Genomic DNA, 19,807 nt, shown 5'->3' on the forward strand with positions numbered 1-19,807 from the left:
ACCCTGACCAGCCAGCACGCCACCAAGGCCCTGCATCGCTGGGCCGAGCAGGCGCTGGTCGAGGCCGAGCTGTGGGCGGCGACGGATGCCGTGCGCACCGGTGCCGAGTACCCGACCGCGCAGATCGACCGCCTGTGGGAGACCGTGCTGCTGCACGAGTTCCATGACATCCTTCCCGGCACGTCCATCGCGTGGGTGCATCGTGAGGCGTCCGAGGTGCTGTCCCGGGTGATCGACGAGGCGCAGACGCTCGCCGGATCCGCCCGTCGCTCGCTCGCCGGCGACGGAGACCGCGAGCTGCGGTTCGTGCCGAGTTCGGTCGGAGAGGGCCGGGCTCTCGGCGCCGCGTTCCTCGAGGCGCGCGCCGAGCCGGATGTCGCGCTCGCCGAGGAGGGTGACGGCTGGCGTCTCGAGAACGACCTGGTCTCCGTGCTCATCTCCGCCGAGGGACTCATCGTGTCGGCCGTCGACAGGGCGTCGGGCCGCGAGGTCGTGGCGGAGGGGCGCGCGGCGAACCTGTTCCAGCTGCACCAGGACTTCCCGAACATGTGGGACGCGTGGGACATCGACAAGTACTACCGCAACAGCGTCGAGGATCTCACCGGGGTCGCGTCGATCACGGCATCCGTCATCGACGGCGTCGCCACGGTCGTCGTCACGCGAGCCTTCTCGGAGTCGACCGTCGAGCAGACGATCACTCTCGCTCCGGCCTCGCGCACGGTGGAGCTGCGCAACGTGATCGACTGGCACGAGACCGAGAAGCTGCTCAAGCTCGCGTTCCCGCTCGACATCCAGGCCACGCACACCGAGGCCGAGACCCAGTTCGGGTACCAGTCGCGGGTCACGCACACGAACACCAGCTGGGAGGCGGCGAAGTTCGAGACCTCGATGCACCGGTTCGTGCTGGTGCGCGAGCAGGACTTCGGCGTCGCCCTCGTGAACGACTCGATCTACGGCTACGACACCTCCCGTGAGGTGTCCGATGACGCGGTGGCGACCACCGTGCGCCTCTCGCTGCTCCGCGCACCGCGCTTCCCCGATCCCGACACCGACCACGGCCCGCACGAGATCGCGGTCGGCTTCGTGATCGGAGCGGATGCCGCGATCGCGACCGCCGAGGGCATCACGATGAACAGCCCGGCGGCGATCGTGCGTGGTTCGCGCGAAGTCGACCCGCTCGTCTCCGTGCACGGCGAGGGCATCGTCGTCTCGGGCGTGAAGCTCGCGGACGACGGGTCGGGCGACGTGATCGTGCGACTGTACGAGGCGCTCGGTCGTCGTGCGATCGGGTCGATCACGGCCGAGTTCGACCACCGGGAGATCCGCGAGGTGTCGCTGATCGAAGACGCGCTCGACGACGCGCGCGTCGGCGGTGAACTGCGCCTGCGTCCGTTCGAGGTGCGCACCCTGCGTATCGTGCGCTGAGTCTGCGCTCTGCCGCCTCGCGGGCTGTCGACGCGGGCCATTGTGGTCGCCGCTGTGCGGGAGGACGATAGGCGAATGGTCACCCTCGAGGATGTACGCGAGATCGCGCTCGCGCTCCCGGGGGTGACCGAACGCGTCGGCGGTCACACGGGAGAGCCGTCGTGGCGCCTGCCGAGCGGACAGATCGCGTGGATCCGCGGTCCCAGCAAGGTCGATCTGCGCCAGCTCGCCGACCTCGGACTCGAGTGGCCCGAGGGTCCGGTGCTCGGGGTGCGGGTGGCGAGCCTCGAGGAGAAGGCCGCGCTGCTCGCCTCCGAACCGGACGGGCTGTTCTCCATCCCGCATTTCGACGGGTACCCGGGGCTGCTCGTGCAGCTCGACACCGTCGAGAAGGATCGGCTCGCCGAGATCATCGCGGATGCGTGGCTCGTGCGCGCGCCCGTGCTCGTCGCGAAGCAGTGGCTCGCGGAGCGCGGGCTGGACTGAGTCCTGGGGCTGGGTGCTGGGTGCTGGGTGCTGGGGACTGGGGTCTGCGGGCTGGGTGCTGGGTGCTGTGGGCTGGGGGTGCTGGGTGCTGGGGCCTGGGCTCTGGGTCTCGGGTGCTGGGTCGCGACGACCGCCGCAGGGCCTGTGGTGCCCCATTCCGGGAGACTGGAATACGCATCTGATCTGGGGTAAATAAGAGGGTTCTCGGGCCTCGAATGTCGGTGGTTCCGGGTTGACTTGCGGGTATGGACAGCACCACGGAGCTTCTGGATCGGGTCATCGCCGACCTCGATACGGTGCTGTCCGATGATGCGCTCGCGGGGCTGACCGACGCGCAGCGAGTGGCTGTTCTGCAGGGTGCGGGGGCGGTGTTCCGGCGGGCCGAGGCGGTGATCGTGGAGACCGTCGCAACGGCCGATCTGGGGGAACTCCCGCATTCGGCGGGCTGTCGGGGGCTCAACGAGTTGCTGCAGCGGACGCTCCTGGTCGATGTGCGGGGCGCCAGCCGGGTCGACAGGGCCGTCGATCTGGTGCGGCGTCCGGAGAGTCTGGCAGGGGAGAGGATGCCTGCGCGCTGGTCGGAGATGCGGCTCGCGTTGCTCGACGGGGTGGTCGGAGTGGCCGGGTTCCTTGCGGCGACGGGGCCGATCGAGAAAGTGTGGGAGAGGCTCACGATCGATCAGCGACTGGCGGCGGATGTCGCGTTGGCGGGGTGCGCCCGCGGGCACGGTCTCGAGATCGACGCCGACGATGACGACTCGGGTGCGGATGAACCTGGTCCGTCGCCGACGGCGCAGGATCTGAAGGCGCTCGCGGAGGATCTCGCGTCGATGTTCGATCCCGATGGGGAAGAACCGAAAGACGAGGAGGCCTGTCGTCGTCGCGGAATCACGATCGGTCGGTTGCATGACGGCGTGCACGCGATTCGCGGGTATCTGACCCCGGACGTGGCGGCGCAGTTCCAGCTCATCATGGATGCGATCCTCAACCCCAAAGGCGACGGGCCTCCGATGCCCGGCGTGCACTTCGCGCCCAGCGACGGCTCTGCCGCGGACACGGGTGACGACGCCGGGGCGGACGCGGACTCTCGCGCACGCGCACACGCACACACAGACGTAGACGTAGATGCAGATGCAGATGCAGGAGCAGGCACAGGCGCAGACGGTGAGGATCCGTTCAATTCGGATCCGCGGTGCGTGATCGATGGTCGCACTGCGGCGCAGAAACGCCACGACGCGGTGGCGATGGTCATCGCGATCGCTGCCCGCCACAATGACATGCCCACCCTCGGCGGGTCGTCGCCGGTTCTGGTCGTCACCGTCGATGCGAAAGACCTCGCCTCACACGCTGGTCATGGCGAAGGCGCCACGTTCGGAGACACCGCGTCGGCACCGGCCGACAACGGCGGGTGGGCGACGATCCAGGGATCCGGTGCCCACGTTCCGATCTCCATTGCCGCGCAGGCCGGCTGCACCGGAGCGATCCAACGCGTGCTGATGGATGAGGGGCGGATCGTCGGCCTCACGACCACGGATCGCGTGTTCACGGTGCATCAACGACGGGCGATCGTCGCCCGCGACAGGGAGTGTCTGATTCCGGGATGCCACGTTCCGGCGTCATGGTGCGAGATCCATCACGTGATCGAGCATGCTCGGGGTGGGCCCACGCATACGGACAACGGTGTGCCGTTGTGCTGGTGGCATCACCGAAGCCTCGGTGCCTCGGGCTGGGAGATCCGCATGAAAGACGGTCGCCCGCAGGTGCGGGGACCTGCATGGTGGGATCCCGCACAACGCTGGCGCACCCCACGACTCAGTCTGCCGAGGAAGGCGCGTGTTCGCGGTGCCCTGCTACGGGTCTGAGCGCCGCCGACAGGGGCCGGGCACGTTCACGCTCAGAGCGTGCCGGGCACGTTCAGGCCGGCCCGAGCCGCAGAACCTCGGGCGACTCGCCCCCGGTCAGCTCATCGGCCACGCGGATGCTGCCCGCCAGCTCATCGAGAGCGCCGTCGAGAGTTCCGAAGCGCTCGCGGTCGCTGCACACCGCCGTCAGCGTCACGAGGTGCGTCCCCGTGTCCCATGTGTACGTCACGAATGGAGGAGTGGCCGGCGACGGCGGCATCGGCACCACGAGCTTCTCGCCCGCCCCCAGCCACCGGCTCGAGAACGAGACCGTGTCGTCGTAGTCCATCGGCATCGACGCGCGAGCGATGCGCACCTCCGGCGTCAGCGTCTGCACCGTCGCCATCGCGACGACGAGCTCGGGGTCGGCCTTCCACGTCCACACCAGCACCCGGCCTGCCGCGCGACGCATCAGCAGCGGAGCGGCTTGGCTCATCGCCCAGGCGCCGAGACGCGAGCCGGGGCGTTCGGTGACGCCGAGTGCCGCGTTCGCCTGCCCCAACAGCATCCGGATCGCGGCCTTGCGGTGCCGCCGGCCCTTCCATCCGAGCGAGTCGGTCACGGGGATCCACAGCCGGGGGTCGGCATCGGCAGTCAGTCGCATGATGCCACCGTAACCGTCGTGACTGAGCGGATCCGCTGTGCGGGCGAGTGGGCGACTTGACGGCGCCCACTCGGGTGAGTGACACTCGGATAACTGTTAACTGTCAGATGAAGTGGGGGGATCGGTGAATTCACGACCACTGGGCATGGGCGAGCAGATCGCTCACCGCCTGCGCGTCGAGATCATCACCGGGGTCATCTCCCATGGTGAGCATCTCGCCGAGGACGCTCTCGCGACGCGCTTCGACGTGAGCCGCGGCCCCATTCGCGATGCACTGCGCCGCCTCGAGTCCGAGGGCCTGCTGGAGAGTCGTCGCAAGAGGCTGTACACCCGCGGGTTGGGGATCGAGGGCGTCGAGGAGCTCTACGAACTCCGCGAGGCGCTGGAATCGCTGGCGATCCGACTCGCGGTCGCCCGCGGGAGCGCCAAGGAGTGGGATGCGATGCAGGGCATCGTCGACCGCATGCGCGCGGCGGGTGAGGTCGGTGACGTCGAGATGTTCGCCGAGGCGGACATGGACTTCCACACGTCGTTCTACACGATCTCCAAGAACCGACGCCTGATGGAGGCGTGGCGGCCTTACCAGCGCACCTTCGCCATCCTGTTCGAGATGAGCGACACCCCCGACATCCCCGCCGCGACGGCGGATCACCAGGGCTTCCTCGACATCGTCCGCCTCGGTGACGCCGACGCGGCCGTCAAGCGCCTCCAGCTGCACCTCACGCTCGCCAAGGGGCACCTGCGCGACGCACTGCCGGAGTCGCCGCGCGCCGTCCAGGCGTGAGTCACCCGCGTCGGCCCAGAACCCCGTTCACGTCGACGACCACCTTGCCGGTGACGGTCGGGTCGCCCACAGCGGCGAAGGCCTCGGCTGTGTCGTCCAGTGATCGCGCTGTCGTGACGATCTCCGCGGCCTCCGGGGTCGCCGACAGGAGTCGCAGGGCGTCATCGAATTCTCCCGTGAAACGATGCGACCCGATGACGCGCAGCTCCTTGGTCACGATCGCCGACAGCGCGATCGGGCGCTGATCGCGGGGCAGCATGCCGAGCTGCACGATCGTCCCTCCCACTCGTGCCATCGCCGCCGCAGATTCGAGGGAGGCCGGTACCCCGCTCGCCTCGATGACGAGGTCGGCGCAAGACTCCGCGGGGAGCTCGGAGGAGAGATCGACGGTGCTGTCCGCCCCGATCCGACGGGCGAGCGCGAGCGGAGCGCTTCGCACATCCGTCACCGTGATGCGGCGAGCACCGGCCCGCCGCAGGGCCAGCACGGCGAGGAGCCCGATCGGGCCGGCACCGCACACGACCGCATCGAGCCCCGTCGGATCGCCCGCGCGTGAGAGGGCGTGCAGTACGACCGCGGTGGGTTCCGCCAGCACGGCGGTCGCGGACGGGAGATCCGGCGGGATGACCCGCAGCCGTTCGGTGCGCACGCTCAGGTGCTCCTGCAGGCCGCCGTCGGTGTGCGGCCACGTCGATGCCGAGCCGAGGAAGGACGGGGGCTCCTCGAGGAGATCTGCAGCCACTTCGCGCTCACCCGGGCGGGGGCACGGCCAGACGGGGTGCACCGCCACGCGATCGCCGACACCGACGGAGTCGTCGCCCGCAGCCACGACGGTGCCGACGATCTCGTGCCCGAGTACGAAAGGCTCACGGACCTCGAAGTCGCCGTTCGCGCCCTTCACGAAATAGCTGAGGTCGGATCCGCAGAGGCCGACGAGGTCGATCCTGACCAGCGCGTGACCCCGACGGAGAACGGGCATCTCTCGCTCGTCCCACTCCAACGTTCGTGGGCCCACGAGTCGTAGGGCTTTCATGTCTCTCCGTTCACGCCATCGTGTCTTGACCTGCCTATGAGTCTGGCATATGTTGATTGTTAACAGTTTTACAGTTTTGAGAAATCGTCGATGGTGACGCCGGCCTCCGCTGCTGCGCACCTCCAGAAGGGCAGCAGGATGAACGACAGCACAGCCGAGGTCGGCGCAGGGCGCACCGTCATCGTCGGAGCCGTGCGCTACGCGGAGCTCTGCGGGCGTGGCAGGCAGCTCCTCCTCGACCACGGATTCACGCTGATCGAGAACCAGACCACCGTGCCGTGGACCGCCGAGCAGCTGCTCGCGCACATCGGCACGGCCGACGCGGCGGTCGCGGGCGTCGAGGTGTTCGACCAGGACGCTCTGGCCGCTGCTCCCGCTCTCCGCATCATCTCTCGGCTCGGCGTCGGGCTCGACAACGTCGACCTGCCCGCCGCGCGCGCCCGGGGCATCGACGTCGTCAACGTGCCGGGTGGCAACGCCGAGGCCGTGGCGGAACTGACTCTCGGGTTCATCCTCTCGCTGCTTCGTCGACTGCCTCGGATGGATGAGGCGGCGCGTGCGGGGCGCTGGGACCGCTACGTCGGCGGCGAGCTCGCCGGCAAGTCGATCGGTCTGCTCGGGTTCGGAGCCATCGCACGGCTCCTCGCCTCCCGTCTCTCCGGCTTCGACCTCACGATCAAGGCCTACGACCCGTACGCCGATCTCGACGCGGCGGCGAAGGCCGGTGTGGACATCGTGTCGCTCGAGGACGCCGTGCGCGACGTCGACATCGTCAGCGTCCACGTGCCCCACCTCGCCGAGACGCACCATCTCGTCGACGACGAGCTCATCGCCCTCATGCGCGAGGGGACTCTGCTCATCAACACCAGCCGGGGTGGACTCGTCGACGAGGCCGCGCTCGTGCGCGGTCTCGACTCCGGCCGTATCGCGGGTGCCGGCCTGGATGTGTTCGAGCATGAGCCGGTCTCGCCCGACAACCCGCTCTTCCGTCACGATTCCGTCGTCACGGCTCCCCACGCGGGCGCCGACACGAAAGAGGCGTACGACCGCATCGGCTGGGCCACCGCCCAGGCGATCGTCGACGTCTTCTCCGGACGAACCCCCGTCCACGTCGCGAACTGATCTCCACCCGGTCACCCGAGTACCCCCACAGATAAGGAACGAAGATGTTCAGCAGGAAAGCACAGCGATCCGCCCTCGCGGTCCCCGCGGTCGGCGCACTCCTCGTCGGCCTCGCGGCCTGCGGCGGAACCCCCGCTGCAGACGACGGCGAGGTGACCGATCTCACGATCATCGCGGCGAACAGCCCGTGGACCGAAGGTCTGAAGACCCTCGCCTCGACGTACGAGGACGAGACCGGCGTCAAGATCAACATCGAGGCCTACGGCAACGAGCAGCTCAACGACACGCTCAAGGTCAAGCTCAACGCGCAGTCCGACGACGTCGACATCTTCGCCTACCAGGTGCAGGACGTCATGCGGGAGTTCTCGCGCAACGGCTGGCTCACCGACATGACCGACTACGTCGAGTCGGATGCCGAGTGGAACTGGGAGGACTTCCAGCCTGCGGCGCGTGAGGCCGTCCAGCTCGACGGCGTGGTCTACGGCGTCCCCGTGATGACCGAGCGGCACGTCGTGTACTACCGCTCCGATCTGCTCGAGGCCGCCGGAATCGAGCCGCCCGAGACGCTCGACGAGCTCGAAGCGGCGGCCGAGGCTCTCAACGACCCGGAGAACGGCTTCTACGGCATCGCCATGCGCGGCGCCCGCGTTCCCCTGGTGACCCAGCTCTCGTCGTTCATCTACAGCTACGGCGGCGACTTCCAGGATGAAGACGGCAACGCCACCATCGACAGCCCCGAGGCGATCGAGGCCATCGAGTTCTACGGCGACCTGCTGAAGAACTACGGCCCTCCAGGGGCCGCGAACATGGGCTGGGTCGAAGCCTCCGCGATCTTCGCGCAGGGCAATGCGGCGTTCTACCTCGACGCCGACAGCCAGGCCTACACGTTCCTCGACGAGTCGAACTCCGCCGTCGTCGACTCGGTCGCGTTCGCACGGTTCCCTGAAGGTCCGGCGGGCTCGAAGTTCTACAACATCGTGCCGCAGACGGTCGGTATCAGCGCGTTCTCGAAGAAGCAGGATGCCGCGTGGGAGTTCATCAAGTGGGTCACGAACGAGGAGAACACCACGCAGATGCTCGCCGACGCCACCGTGCCGGTCGCGCGACAGTCGGCCTGGGATGACGACGCGGCGACGGCGAGCTTCCCCGCCGGCCTCGTCGAGATCATCCGGAACATCGGCGAGGACGGTGTCGGGCACGACCGCCCGCAGCTCGAGCAGGTCGCTGCCGCTCGCGAGATCATCGGCGGTCCCGCGATCACCGCGATCGAGGGTGGAGACGTCGCCTCGGCGGCGGAGACCGCCAACACGGCGTTCCAGGACCTGGTCGACTCCGAGAAGTAATCCGGGAGAGGGCGTCGCACCGAAGAGCGCGGCGCCCCCTCATCCCCGCTGGTCGAGGAGGACCACGATGTCGAGCACCTCGCTCAAGAACCGCCCGCCTGTGACGACCTATCGTCGCAAGCCCGTCGACTGGGTCGATGCGAATCTGAAGTGGATTCTGATCATCCCGTCGGTGGTGTTCATCACTCTGCTGATCGCGTTCCCGGTCGGGTACACGATCTTCCTGTCGCTCACCAACGCGCAGGGTGCCGTCACGCGGCCGTTCGAGTTCATCGGCTTCGACAACTACGCGCACTGGCTCGGCGACGTCACCCGGTTCTGGCCGGCTGTCGGACGCACGGCGTACTTCACGATCGTCGCTCTCGTCCTCGAACTCGTCATCGGCCTCGCCATCGCCCTGCTGCTGAGAAAGACCTTCCGTGGCCAGGGCCTCGTGCGGGTGTTCATCCTGCTTCCGCTGGTCGCGACGCCCGTCGCGGTCGGCATGATGTGGCTCGTGATCTTCGAGCCGACCATCGGCTTCGCCAACGTCCTCATGAAGTCGATCGGACTGCCCGCCCAGGGGTGGCTCTCCGACAAGGACACGGCGCTGAACACACTGATCTTCATCGACGTCTGGCAGTGGACCCCGATGGTCATCCTGATCCTGCTCGCGGGCCTCTCCACCCTCCCCGAGGAGCCGGACGAGGCCGCGCGCGTCGACGGTGCGAACGCGTGGCAGCGCTTCCGCCACATCACGCTCCCGCTGCTGTCTCCGGTGATCGGCGCCGCGGCGATCCTGCGTGCGATCGACGCGCTCAAGACGTTCGACATCATCTACGCCACGAAGGGCCGAGGCGGCGGATCCAGCAACGAGGCGGAGACGCTCAACATCCTCGCCTACAGCGATGCCTTCGAGTACTCCCGCTACGGACGCGCATCGGCGCTGCTGATGCTGTTCTTCATCCTCATCATCCTCGTGCTGCTGGTCATCGCGATCCTGCGCAAGAGAGCGGAGAAGCTGTGAACACCTCGACCTCCCCCTCCACTGTGGTCCGGATGCGCCGTCGGCGGCGACCGGCGCAGGTCGTCGGCGGCTGGGCGCGCGCGCTCGGCATCCTCGCCGTCGTGATCGCGTTCATCGCCCCGCTGATCTGGATGCTGCTGGCGAGCCTCAAGACGAACCTCGAGATCATCGATCCGAGCAGGACGTTCTCGTTCACGCCCACCCTGAAGAACTTCGAGACCGTGTTCGGCGCCCAGGCCTTCGGGCCGATCATCCTCAACAGCATCGTGGTGGGCACGGGCGCGACGCTGCTGGCTCTCGTCATCGGCGTCCCCGCCGCGTACGGGATCGCGCGGTTCAAGGCGACCAACACGACCGCCTACCTGCTGATGGCGCGCATCATCCCCGGGGTCAGCCTGCTGATCCCGTGGTATTTCCTGTTCTCGCAGATGCAGCTGGTCGGCACCTACACGGTGCTGATCCTCACCCACGTCTTCGTCACCATGCCGCTGGTCGTGGCGATCATGTCGAGCTTCTTCGACGGCATCCCCGAGGAACTCGAGGAGGCCGCCCAGATCGACGGATCGAGCAGGATCGGCGCCTTCGTGCGCGTCGTGCTGCCGTTGTCCGTGCCCGGCATCGCCACCGCGACGATCCTGTCGTTCATCTTCAGCTGGAACAACTTCCTCTTCGCTCTCGTGCTGTCCAACCAGCACACCCGCACGCTCCCTGTGGCGATCGTGAACTTCACGAGCTACGCCGCCGTCGACTGGGGCGGTCTCATGGCCGCGGCTGTCGTGATCACGGTTCCCGTCATGATCATCGCCCTGCTCGCGCAGCGGTATGTGGTGAGCGGCCTCACGGCCGGTGCGACGAAGGGCTGAGCGGATGCCGAAGCTGATCAACGACCCGCACGACTTCGTCGACGAGGTCATCGAGGGGATCCTGCTCGCCCACGGCGACCGACTGCATGCGGTGTCCGACGACGCGAGGGCGATCGCGCGCGCATCGTCGGAGCCGGGGACCGTCGGCATCGTCACAGGCGGCGGATCCGGTCATCTGCCGCTGTTCCTCGGCTACGTCGGCGCGGGCCTCTGCTCGGCGGTCGCGGTGGGCAACGTGTTCTCCTCGCCCTCCGCAGCGCAGATCGCGGCGGCCACGCGCGCGGCGGATGCCGGTGCCGGCGTGCTGTACCTGTACGGCAACTACGGCGGCGACGTGTACAACTTCGACCTCGCAGCCGACATCGTCGGAACCGACGGCATCCGCACGCGCACCGTGCTCGGCGCCGACGATGTCGCGAGCGCCCCGCTCGAGAGCGCGAGCTCCCGTCGCGGTGTCGCCGGCATCTTCTTCGCGTACAAGATCGCCGGTGCCGCCGCAGCCCGCGGCGACGACCTGACCGCGGTCGCCGCCCTCGCCCAGCGTGCCGTCGATCGCACCGGGACCATGGGTGTGGGGCTGTCGCCCACCGTTCTGCCCACGACCGGAAAGCCCTCGTTCGAGCTGGACGAGGGGCAGATGGAGATCGGGATCGGCATCCACGGCGAACCGGGCAGTCGCACGGGACCCCTCGCCGCAGCGGATGACGTGGCCGACGAGCTCCTCGACAGCATCATCGCCGATCGCGGCATCGATACCGGTGCGCGCGTCGCGCTGCTCGTGAACGGCATGGGCGCGACGCCGCTCGAAGAGCTCTATGTGCTCGCCCGCCGCGCCAGGCGACGACTCGACGCGCTGGGCGCTCGAGTGCACCGCACGTGGGTCGGCGAGTTCGCGACCAGTCTCGAGATGGGTGGTGCGTCGATCAGCATCCTCGTGCTCGATGACGAACTGACCGCGCTGCTGGATGCCCCGGCCGACTCCCCGTTCTTCTCGCAGGCCGGAGAGACGCCATCGGCGCGGGGGACTGGCCCGCGACGCCCCGCCGCTGACGGGCGCGTCGCCGCAGACGCGGCGCGCTCGGGTGCGCTCGGTGCGCCTGCGGCTGCCGGCCCGTCGAGCACCACTGACCCGTCGAGCGCCGGCCCGTCGAGCAGCGGCGATCCCTCCGCTCGCGAGGCCGCGGATGCGCTCGTCCGGGCGATCCGCGGCGTGATGCCGCTCTGGGCCGAGCACGCCGGTGAGCTGCGCGACCTGGATGCCGCCCTCGGCGACGGTGATCTCGGCATCACGGTCTCGGCCGGCGCGGAGGCGATCCTCCGCGCGCTCGAGGGGTCCCTCGACGATGATCTGGCGCAGCCCGTGCTGCAGGCGGGCGAGGCTTTCGCCACCGCCAACCCCTCGACCTTCGCGGCGCTCTTCGGCGGCGGGATGCTCGCGGCGGCGTCGACGCTGCGCGGGCGCACCACTCTCGATCGCGTGACCGTGAGCGCCGCGCTGACGGCGCTCGCCGACCGCATCGCGGAGCGCGGCGGGGCTCGTCCCGGCGACAAGACGCTGCTCGACGCCCTCCTGCCGTCCATCGCGGCGTTGGACGCGGCACCCGCCGGTATCGACGAGGCGATCGCGGCCATGCGCGCCGCCGCATGGAGCGGTGTGCGTGAGACGGCCGAGCTGGTCTCACGACGAGGCCGCGCCTCCTGGGTCGGCGAACGCGGCGCGGGCCATGCCGACCCCGGGGCGACGGCTTATGCGCGGCTGCTCGACGCCGTCGCGGAGTGGCGGGAGCAGGTCGCGTGACCGTCGGCATCGCCTGGGTGCTCGGGGGAGGATCGGGGATCGGACGCGGGGCTGCCGTGTCGCTCGCCGTGTCCGCCGAGCTGGTGGTGGTCTCCGGTCGCCGGGTCGACGAACTGCAGCGCACGGTCGACGCCGTGCACGCCGCCGGCGGGCGCGCGGTCGCGCTGCCGGTCGATGTGGCCGACGAGGCCGCGGTCGCGCAGGCCGCGGAGGTCATCGGCGCCGACCACGGTCCGGTCCGCACCCTCGTGTACAGCGCCGGCACCAACGTGCGCAATCGCTTCTGGGATGACACTTCCCCTCTCGACTTCGCGCGAGTCGTCGACATCAACCTCACCGGCGCTGTGCGCGCCATCCACGCGGTACTTCCCGCCATGAGACGCGGGGGCGACGGCCTCGTCGTCCTCGTGTCGTCGTGGGCGGGGTGGCGCTTCGCACCCGGCGTCGGAGCCGGCTACTCGACGAGCAAGACCGCGATGGGGGCCCTCGCCGAGACCGTGAACGCGCAGGAGCGCCTGCACGGCATCCGCGCCACGCACTTCTGCCCCGGCGAAGTGGCGACCGAGATCCTCGATACGCGTCCGAATCCGCCGAGTGCGGACGAACGCGCACGGATGCTCACCGCCGACGACGTCGGCGACGCGATCCGCTGGATCGCGGAACTGCCCCCGCGCATCTGCGTCAACGAGATCGTCTTCACACCGACCTCGAACACCTCGTACGCGTGACGTCGACCCGCCCGTCGGCTGCCGCTCCCCACGCCACGACCCCACCCCGCGACCCGATCCCAGGAGAGCCCATGACCCGCCGAGACATCATCACCGCCGTGCCCGTCGCATTCGCCGACGACGGAGCCCTCGATCTGGAGGGCTCACGCGCGATCCTGCGCTTCGTGGCCGCCTCCGGCAACGAGGGAGCGTTCGTCCTGGGCACGACGGGGGAGTTCCCCGCGCTGTCCTTCGACGAGCGCGCTGCCCTCACGCGCGCGAGTGTCGAGGAGCTCGGCGGACGGATGCGCGTCATCGTGCACGTCGGCGCGCCCAGCCTGTTCGAGGTGCGCCGTCTGATCGCCGCGACCCGCGAGGCCGGCGCCACCGAGGTCGCCGTGATCACCCCGTACTACCTGTCGTCGAGCGAGGAGGGTCTGTACGACTTCTTCCGCGAGGTCTCGGCGGTCAGCGACGGTCTCGACGTGTACGTCTACGTGTTCCGCGACCGCACGGGCAACTTCGTGCCCGCACCGCTGATGGCGCGTCTCGCCGCCCTTCCGAACATCGTCGGCGCCAAGATCAGCGGCGAGCCCCTCGCGCAGGTGGCCGCGTACCGTGCGGTCGTCCCTGAGGACTTCGTGCTGTACACGGGGAGCGACCGCGATCTCGCCGTGGCCTCCGACAGCGGCGCCCAGGGGGTCGTGTCCGGGATCTCCTCCGTGCTGCCGCGGCCGTTCCGCGCGCTGCGCGACGCCGCGGCCGGAGGCGACGAGGCCGCCGTGGCTCGCGCGCAGATCGACGTCGACACCGCGGTCGACGTGATCCAGGGAGACATGGCCCGCATGAAGGTCGCTTATGCCGCGCTCGGCGTGCCCGCGGGCGGAGTGCGGATGGCCATCGACGCGCCGGACGCCGCAGCGGTCGCCGCGATCGAGAAGGCGGTCCACGAACTGTCGTGACGAGGGGCGGGGAGGGGGCGGTAGCGCGGGCCACGGTGTTCCTCCCCGCTGCCGATCAGGCCCCTCCGGTAGAGTGGCGAGCGCCCTCAGGGGCTCCCTGGCCGCCGTACCGTAAGGCAGAATGTCTTCCTCTCCCTCCGATCCGACGGGTTCCCCCGACGCCACCCCCGACGCCGTGTCCGCGTCAGGGTCGCGGCCGTTGCGCATCCTGATCGGGTGCGACACCTTCGCCCCCGACATCAACGGCGCCGCACGATTCGCCGAGCGTCTCGCTGCCGGTCTCGTGCAGCGCGGTGAGGACGTCCACGTCGTCGCCCCTAACCTCGTCTACCGTCGCACGCCCGCACGCACCGAGGTGATCGAGGGCGAGCCGATGACGCTGCACCGCCTGCCGTCGGTGCGCTGGGCTCCGCACGACTGGTTGCGCTTCGTCTGGCCCTGGCGCGTGAAGCACTACGCCCGCAGGATCATGGACAGCGTCCAGCCGGATGTCGTGCACATCCAGTCGCACATCGTGATCGGCCGCGGTCTCGCGCGCATCGCCCACGAACGCGGCATCCCCGTGATCGCGACGAACCACGTGATGGCCGAGAACATCCTCGATCACACCACCATGCCGAAGTGGGTCGACGACCTCGTGCTGCGCTGGGCATGGGGCGATGCGAAGCGCACCTTCGCCCTGACGCGCGCGATCACCACGCCGACCCGGCGCGCCGCCGACTTCCTCGAGCGGACCGTCGCTGTCGAGAACGTGATCCCGGTCAGCTGCGGCATCGACCGCGCGCAGTACACGCCCGTGATCGGGCCCCGCGACAAGAACCGGATCATCTTCGTCGGCCGTCTGACCGCCGAGAAGCAGGTCGAGGTCATCCTCGAGGCGATCACCAAGCTCGACCCTGCGCTGGACGCGACCTTCGACATCGTCGGCGGCGGAGACCAGCGCAAGCAGCTCGAGAACCTGACCGTGCAGCTCGGCCTCGCCGATCGGGTGACATTCCACGGGCGCACGAGCGACGAGGAGCTGCGCGCGCTGCTGTCACGGGCCTCGGTGTTCACGATCGCCTCGATCGCCGAGCTGCAGTCGATCGCGACGATGGAGGCCATGGCCTCGGCGTTGCCGATCGTCGCCGCGGATGCCGTGGCACTGCCGCATCTGGTGCACGACGGCGAGAACGGCTACCTCTTCGAGCCCGGCGACTCCGACGCCCTCGCGGCGCGACTGACGGACGTGCTGACCGCGGACGTGACGGAGTACCAGCGGATGCAGCAGGCCTCGCTCGACGGCGTCGTCATCCACGACATCAATCGCACTCTCGACACGTTCGAGGCGCTCTACCGCGACGAGCCCCTGCCCGAGTGATCGGGCGCGCCATGCACATCGTCTTCGTCGGCGATCAGCACCTCGACTCCCTCGGCGGGGCCCAGGTGTCGATGCGGCTGCAGCGACGGTACCTCGAGCGCGCGGGTCACACGGTGACCGTCGTCGCGCCGAGGATGCACGGTCCGCGCGCGCGGAGCAGCGCCGACCCCGCGAACATCGATCTCCCGTCGGTGCCGATCACGACCGACCGCGAGTACTCGATGAGCTGGCCGGGGCGCCGTACCGACCGCATCCTCGATCGGGCGATGACACGGCGACCACCGGTCGATGTGGTGCACGTCCAGGCGGACTTCTGGGGCGCGTTCATCGGGCACCGGTACGCGGCACGGCACGGGATTCCGGTCGTGCACACCATGCACAATCGCGTGGATGTCGGCATCGCGGCCGTGACACCGCTGCATCGACCCGTGCTCGCGGTGCTGAACCTGTGGCGTCGTCGGGCACTGCGCGACGTCGCCGGCGTCGGTTCCGACGGATCCAGCACCGTCCCTGACAGTGCCGGCTTCAAGAGCGCCGCCGGCGACGGCGACGGGTGGGCGTTCCTCCGGGGCATCGCGCGCGGCGCCTCGGCGGTCACGGCGCCGTCGACGCACTTCGCCCGACGCCTCGAGGAGCACGACGTGTTCGGTCCCGTCGATGTCGTCTGGAACGGCATCGACGACGAGGTCCGCGACGCGACGCTCGCGACCGCTCCGTCGCAGCGCGACCCCGGACGCCCGCGTCTGGTCTGGCTGGGGAGGATGAGCCCGGAGAAGCGCCTGCTGCCGTTCCTGCACGCCTTCGTCGAGTCCGGAGTCGATGCAGAGCTCGAGATCATCGGCGGCGGCGCGCAGCGCGCGGCGGCCGAGAGGATCGTGTCGGGTGTGCGCGGGGTGCGGTTCGCGGGAAAGCTCAGCTACCCCGAGACGCTGGCGCGCATCGCGGCGGCGGACGCGCTGGTGCAGACCTCGATCGGGTTCGAGACCCAGGGGATGACGCCGTTCGAGGCCGCGACCCTCGGCACACCCTCGGTGATCAGCGACCCCGACATCGCGGCCGAGCTCGGTGGCGGGCTCTGGGCGGTCGCCGGTGCGTCGGGTACCGAGGACCAGCGCAGGGCCGGACTCGTCGACGCTCTGCGCCGGGCGGTCTCCGACATCGCCGCCGGCACCGCACCCGTGCCGATGCGCGAGGTCTCCGAGGCGTTCCGACAGTCGTCGCGCACCGCCGCGATGGTCGAGATCTACGAGCGGGTGCTCGCGCGCTGAGCGGCGTCGGTCAGAATCCGAGGCTGTAGAACAGGCTCGCGATGAACGAGACCACTGTGCCGATGACCGTGTTCGCCGCGATCCCGACGGCGATCGCGGCGAGGAGGTGCGGAGCCGGTCGTCGGAGCGCGGTGATGCCGAGCACGAGACCGGTGGCCGCTCCCACGAGTACCAGGAAGCTCGGCACGCTCTGCAACGCGCCCATCACCCCGAAGCCGACGCTCGCGTACAGCATCGGCAGCAGGAGCTGCCAGACGAGTCCCACCGCGACGGAGACCACGGTCACGACGAACGCGAGGCGCCCGAGGGGATTGCCGGCGGCGCTCGACGACGCTCCGTAGGGAGTTCCGGATGCCGCGGACGTGCGGTAGGGCTGGCCGGGCTGTGCGTAGGGCTGGCCGGGCTGTGCGTAGGGCTGGCCCGGCTGTGCGTACGGCTGGCCCGGTTGTGTGTAGGGCTGGCCGGGCTGCGCGTGGGGCTGGCCGGGTTGTGCGTAGGGCTGGCCGGGTTGTGTGTACGGCTGGCCGGGCTGGGGTGCCGGTGGAGGGGTGTGTCCCTGCGGCGGGGGGATCTGCGGAGCCGCGTCGTGGGGGCGGGGTTCGCTCATGTTCTGTCTCCGGTCAGGCGTACGTCAGGAGTAGGTCAGGAGTAGGTCAGGGCGATGACGAGGTTGGACACCCACGAGATGACGATGCCGGCGATCGCCGATGCGCTGATGCCGATGGCGATGCCCGCGAGGATCTGCTGCCTCGGTCGGCGCACCGACATCAGCCCGAGGACCAGCGCGACGACCGCCGCCACCAGCACGAAGAGGTTACCGATCGCGCCGAACACCCCGATCGCCGACGGACCGGGGAACAGGCGGACTGCGACGGGGAAGGACAGCGTGACGACAAGCCCGATGCCCATCGCCACCAGCGCGATGACGAAGGCCACGCGCCCGAGCGATCCGCCGGGTGCGGGTGCGGGTGCGGGTGCGGATGCGGGTGCGGATGCCGATCCTGCCGAAGGCGGCTGCGGTGCTGCGGTGGGGAACTGCGGGGGAGCGCCGTGCGGCTGGGCGGGTGGCTGGTGAGGCTCGCTCATGGTGCGAGCGTAGCCGGGGGTGACCCGCGTGGCGAGAGTCAGCGGTAGATGTGTCCCGATTCCGCGCGGTCGTGAGCGCGGGGTTCCCCGACGCGCGACCAGTCGGTGGGGGTCTGTCGGTATCCGTCGCGCCGCAGTTCCACGACCGTGGCGATGACGGCCCAGAGTACGAGGGCGAGAAGAGCGAGAAGAAGGAACATGGCAGAAACGCTACGTTCAGTCTTGATCTGCCACTAGTGGCAGAATAGACTGCGGGCGTAGGAAACCTGCCAACCGGGGGAGATCGCCATGATGAAGACCGTCGCCTGTGTCGTCCAAGACGGCTTCGCGCCCTTCGAGTTCGGTCTGGCCTGCGAGGCGTTCGGTCTCGATCGCTCGAACGACGGCGTCCCGAACTTCGACTTCCGCGTGGTCGCGCCTCGTCCCGGTGCGGTGGCGTCGAAGATGGGCTTCTCTCTCAACGTCGAGCACGATCTCTCCTTCGCGTACGAGGCCGACCTCGTGATCCTGTGTCCGGTGCCACGCGAGTACTGGGGGCGGATCGATCCGCTGCTGATCGAGGTCGCCCGAGACGCGGTCGCGCGGGGAGCCTGGGTGCTGACGATCTGCAGCGGCTCTTTCATCCTCGGAGCCGCGGGTGTGCTCGACGGACGCCGCGCGACGACGCACTGGATGTACGCGGACGTCATGGCCGACATGTATCCCCTCGTCGACGTCGACCCGGACGTGCTGTTCGTGCAGGACGAGCGGATCATCACGAGCGCGGGAACCGCCGCGGGCATCGACGCCTGCCTGCACCTGCTGCGTCAGGAGCTCGGCGCGGAGCTGACCAACCGCATCGCCCGCCGCATGGTGGTGCCGCCGCAGCGCGACGGCGGGCAGGCGCAGTTCATCGATCGACCCATCCCCGTCGTGCCGAGCGACTCGCTCGCCGCCGTCGCCGACTGGGCGGTCGAGCACCTGCGCGACGACCTGGGCATCGAGAGACTGGCGGCCCGCGCCCTGATGTCGCCGCGCACGTTCGCCCGCCGGTTCAAGGCCGAGTACGGAGCGACTCCGGCCGCCTGGCTCGGACGCCAGCGGGTGCTGCACGCGCAGCGGATGCTCGAGCGCAGCACCCTCTCGCTCGACCGGATCGCGGAGGAGTGCGGGTTCGGATCCGCGGCGGTGCTGAGGCAGAACTTCTCACGAGTGCTCGGCACCACCCCGACCGCCTATCGCGCGCGCTTCTCGTGCGCCGACGAGACGGAATCCTCCGCCGCGTGACCGTGTGACCGCCCGTCATCGTCTTGTCAGTGCGTCCAGTGCCCTGGTCGAGGCAGTGCGCGGTAGTCGAGCTCGACGCGATCCGTGGCCACCGTGGCCAGGCAGTACAGCAGCGACTGGGTGGGGTACCCGTGCGGACGGTTGTCGCGGATGATCGCTCGGTCGTCCTCCGGGTCGAGTCCGGCCGATGAGGCGAGCAGCGACGTCCAGTCGGCGGCCCAGTCCGCCGCGTCGTCCGTGGCTCCCCGCGCGCGGAACTCCGGCAGCCAGGCGGCGATGCGCGGGGTGCCCGGATCGTCGAGGTCGCCGTGCGCGATCATGTGCACGCCGTGGCGGATCGGCGTCTCGCGCAGCTCGACGCCGTCCCAGCTCATGACTCGTGCGCCCTCCGGTGCCACTTCGAGCAGGTTGAACCCGTGCATCGGCAGCGGAGCGACCGGGGATCGCCCGGAGACGGACTCCAGCACCAGCGAACCGCGCGACACCGCGACGTCTTCTGCGAGGTCGACGACGTCGGCGCGATTCAGCAGCACCGCCAGTCGACCGGCCGCAGGGTCGGTGGCGAGCCACGCGCCGCCGGCTCGGCGATCGCGGATGCCGGAGACGCCGGGGTAGGCATCCCGCCACCATTCGCCCGGAGCATCCCATTCGCGCTGCGGATCCTCGTCACGCACCGCGAGCAGTCGGGCCGTCACGGAGTCGGCGACATCGATCACGACGGTGCACACGGTGCCCAGTCTACGAGCGGTGTGCGGACCCGAGCCCCGTGGGGCGGATGCTGCGGCAGAATCGA

Annotated in this window: 20 protein-coding genes; 14 read left to right on the plus strand and 6 right to left on the minus strand. The window is 69.5% G+C overall.

Going from position 1 to position 19,807, the window contains the following annotated elements:
• From ABTZ43_RS09480 to ABTZ43_RS09490, 3 genes are all read left to right on the plus strand, one after another.
• Window positions 1–1,425 (plus strand): glycoside hydrolase family 38 C-terminal domain-containing protein (locus ABTZ43_RS09480; RefSeq protein ID WP_350538612.1); only part of this gene is annotated, 1,425 nt, incomplete at its 5' end.
• A 75-nt stretch (window positions 1,426–1,500) separates the two neighbouring features.
• Window positions 1,501–1,911, plus strand: a complete 411-nt coding sequence (locus ABTZ43_RS09485; RefSeq protein ID WP_149422104.1) for an MmcQ/YjbR family DNA-binding protein — start codon at window positions 1,501–1,503, stop codon at window positions 1,909–1,911.
• Between the two features lie 245 nt (window positions 1,912–2,156).
• On the plus strand, window positions 2,157–3,773 hold the full coding sequence (locus tag ABTZ43_RS09490; RefSeq protein WP_350538613.1) for an HNH endonuclease signature motif containing protein: 1,617 nt from the start codon (window positions 2,157–2,159) through the stop codon (window positions 3,771–3,773).
• A gap of 52 nt (window positions 3,774–3,825) precedes the next feature.
• Here the strand turns inward: ABTZ43_RS09490 and ABTZ43_RS09495 are convergent, their stop codons facing one another.
• Entirely contained in the window at window positions 3,826–4,416 is a 591-nt protein-coding gene (locus ABTZ43_RS09495) for a hypothetical protein (protein WP_056414976.1), read from the minus strand.
• 145 nt (window positions 4,417–4,561) lie between these two features.
• Between ABTZ43_RS09495 and ABTZ43_RS09500 the strand changes: the two genes are divergently transcribed.
• Window positions 4,562–5,200, plus strand: a complete 639-nt coding sequence (locus ABTZ43_RS09500; RefSeq protein ID WP_350538614.1) for a GntR family transcriptional regulator — start codon at window positions 4,562–4,564, stop codon at window positions 5,198–5,200.
• Between the two features lies 1 nt (window position 5,201).
• Here the strand turns inward: ABTZ43_RS09500 and ABTZ43_RS09505 are convergent, their stop codons facing one another.
• Window positions 5,202–6,179 carry a zinc-binding dehydrogenase gene (locus ABTZ43_RS09505; RefSeq protein ID WP_350538615.1) on the minus strand — a complete coding sequence of 326 codons (978 nt, stop codon included), beginning with the start codon at window positions 6,177–6,179 and terminating at the stop codon, window positions 5,202–5,204.
• A gap of 192 nt (window positions 6,180–6,371) precedes the next feature.
• Between ABTZ43_RS09505 and ABTZ43_RS09510 the strand changes: the two genes are divergently transcribed.
• The 9 genes from ABTZ43_RS09510 to ABTZ43_RS09550 all read left to right on the plus strand — a co-directional run bounded on the left by ABTZ43_RS09510 (window position 6,372) and on the right by ABTZ43_RS09550 (window position 16,662).
• Window positions 6,372–7,355 carry a phosphoglycerate dehydrogenase gene (locus ABTZ43_RS09510; RefSeq protein ID WP_188042283.1) on the plus strand — a complete coding sequence of 328 codons (984 nt, stop codon included), beginning with the start codon at window positions 6,372–6,374 and terminating at the stop codon, window positions 7,353–7,355.
• A gap of 44 nt (window positions 7,356–7,399) precedes the next feature.
• Window positions 7,400–8,698 carry an ABC transporter substrate-binding protein gene (locus ABTZ43_RS09515; RefSeq protein WP_350538616.1) on the plus strand — a complete coding sequence of 433 codons (1,299 nt, stop codon included), beginning with the start codon at window positions 7,400–7,402 and terminating at the stop codon, window positions 8,696–8,698.
• Window positions 8,699–8,765: 67 nt separating this feature from the next.
• Complete coding sequence (locus ABTZ43_RS09520) at window positions 8,766–9,704, plus strand: carbohydrate ABC transporter permease (protein WP_149422110.1); 939 nt, start codon at window positions 8,766–8,768, stop codon at window positions 9,702–9,704.
• Complete coding sequence (locus ABTZ43_RS09525; RefSeq protein ID WP_149422111.1) at window positions 9,701–10,567, plus strand: carbohydrate ABC transporter permease; 867 nt, start codon at window positions 9,701–9,703, stop codon at window positions 10,565–10,567. The genes ABTZ43_RS09520 and ABTZ43_RS09525 overlap by 4 nt, the downstream gene beginning before the upstream one ends.
• 4 nt (window positions 10,568–10,571) lie before the next feature.
• Window positions 10,572–12,365, plus strand: coding sequence for a dihydroxyacetone kinase family protein (locus tag ABTZ43_RS09530; RefSeq protein ID WP_350538617.1), 1,794 nt, complete (start codon window positions 10,572–10,574; stop codon window positions 12,363–12,365).
• Window positions 12,362–13,093 carry an SDR family oxidoreductase gene (locus ABTZ43_RS09535; RefSeq protein WP_350538618.1) on the plus strand — a complete coding sequence of 244 codons (732 nt, stop codon included), beginning with the start codon at window positions 12,362–12,364 and terminating at the stop codon, window positions 13,091–13,093. Before ABTZ43_RS09530 ends, ABTZ43_RS09535 begins: the two co-directional genes overlap by 4 nt.
• A 71-nt stretch (window positions 13,094–13,164) precedes the next feature.
• Complete coding sequence (locus tag ABTZ43_RS09540) at window positions 13,165–14,034, plus strand: dihydrodipicolinate synthase family protein (RefSeq protein WP_350538619.1); 870 nt, start codon at window positions 13,165–13,167, stop codon at window positions 14,032–14,034.
• A 121-nt stretch (window positions 14,035–14,155) separates the two neighbouring features.
• The gene (locus ABTZ43_RS09545) at window positions 14,156–15,394 is read left to right on the plus strand and encodes a glycosyltransferase (protein WP_056414979.1); all 1,239 of its coding nucleotides are present in this window, start codon (window positions 14,156–14,158) and stop codon (window positions 15,392–15,394) included.
• Window positions 15,395–15,405: 11 nt separating this feature from the next.
• On the plus strand, window positions 15,406–16,662 hold the full coding sequence (locus tag ABTZ43_RS09550) for a glycosyltransferase (RefSeq protein WP_350538620.1): 1,257 nt from the start codon (window positions 15,406–15,408) through the stop codon (window positions 16,660–16,662).
• 10 nt (window positions 16,663–16,672) lie between these two features.
• Here the strand turns inward: ABTZ43_RS09550 and ABTZ43_RS09555 are convergent, their stop codons facing one another.
• Genes ABTZ43_RS09555 through ABTZ43_RS09565 form a run of 3 tightly spaced genes read right to left on the minus strand, consistent with a single transcriptional unit; the run spans window position 16,673 to window position 17,948 of the window.
• On the minus strand, window positions 16,673–17,269 hold the full coding sequence (locus ABTZ43_RS09555; protein ID WP_350538621.1) for a hypothetical protein: 597 nt from the start codon (window positions 17,267–17,269) through the stop codon (window positions 16,673–16,675).
• A 35-nt stretch (window positions 17,270–17,304) separates the two neighbouring features.
• Complete coding sequence (locus ABTZ43_RS09560) at window positions 17,305–17,748, minus strand: hypothetical protein (RefSeq protein ID WP_350538622.1); 444 nt, start codon at window positions 17,746–17,748, stop codon at window positions 17,305–17,307.
• A 38-nt stretch (window positions 17,749–17,786) separates the two neighbouring features.
• The gene (locus ABTZ43_RS09565; protein WP_188042285.1) at window positions 17,787–17,948 is read right to left on the minus strand and encodes a hypothetical protein; all 162 of its coding nucleotides are present in this window, start codon (window positions 17,946–17,948) and stop codon (window positions 17,787–17,789) included.
• Between the two features lie 88 nt (window positions 17,949–18,036).
• On the opposite strand from ABTZ43_RS09565, the gene ABTZ43_RS09570 reads away from it, so the two are divergent.
• Window positions 18,037–19,014: a GlxA family transcriptional regulator gene (locus ABTZ43_RS09570; RefSeq protein ID WP_056414987.1), complete on the plus strand. Its 978-nt coding sequence runs from the start codon at window positions 18,037–18,039 to the stop codon at window positions 19,012–19,014.
• Window positions 19,015–19,040: 26 nt separating this feature from the next.
• Here the strand turns inward: ABTZ43_RS09570 and ABTZ43_RS09575 are convergent, their stop codons facing one another.
• Window positions 19,041–19,742, minus strand: a complete 702-nt coding sequence (locus ABTZ43_RS09575) for an NRDE family protein (RefSeq protein WP_350538623.1) — start codon at window positions 19,740–19,742, stop codon at window positions 19,041–19,043.
• Window positions 19,743–19,807 lie beyond the last annotated feature (65 nt).

This window comes from Microbacterium sp. NPDC097977, assembly GCF_040302605.1.
Lineage (GTDB): Bacteria > Actinomycetota > Actinomycetes > Actinomycetales > Microbacteriaceae > Microbacterium.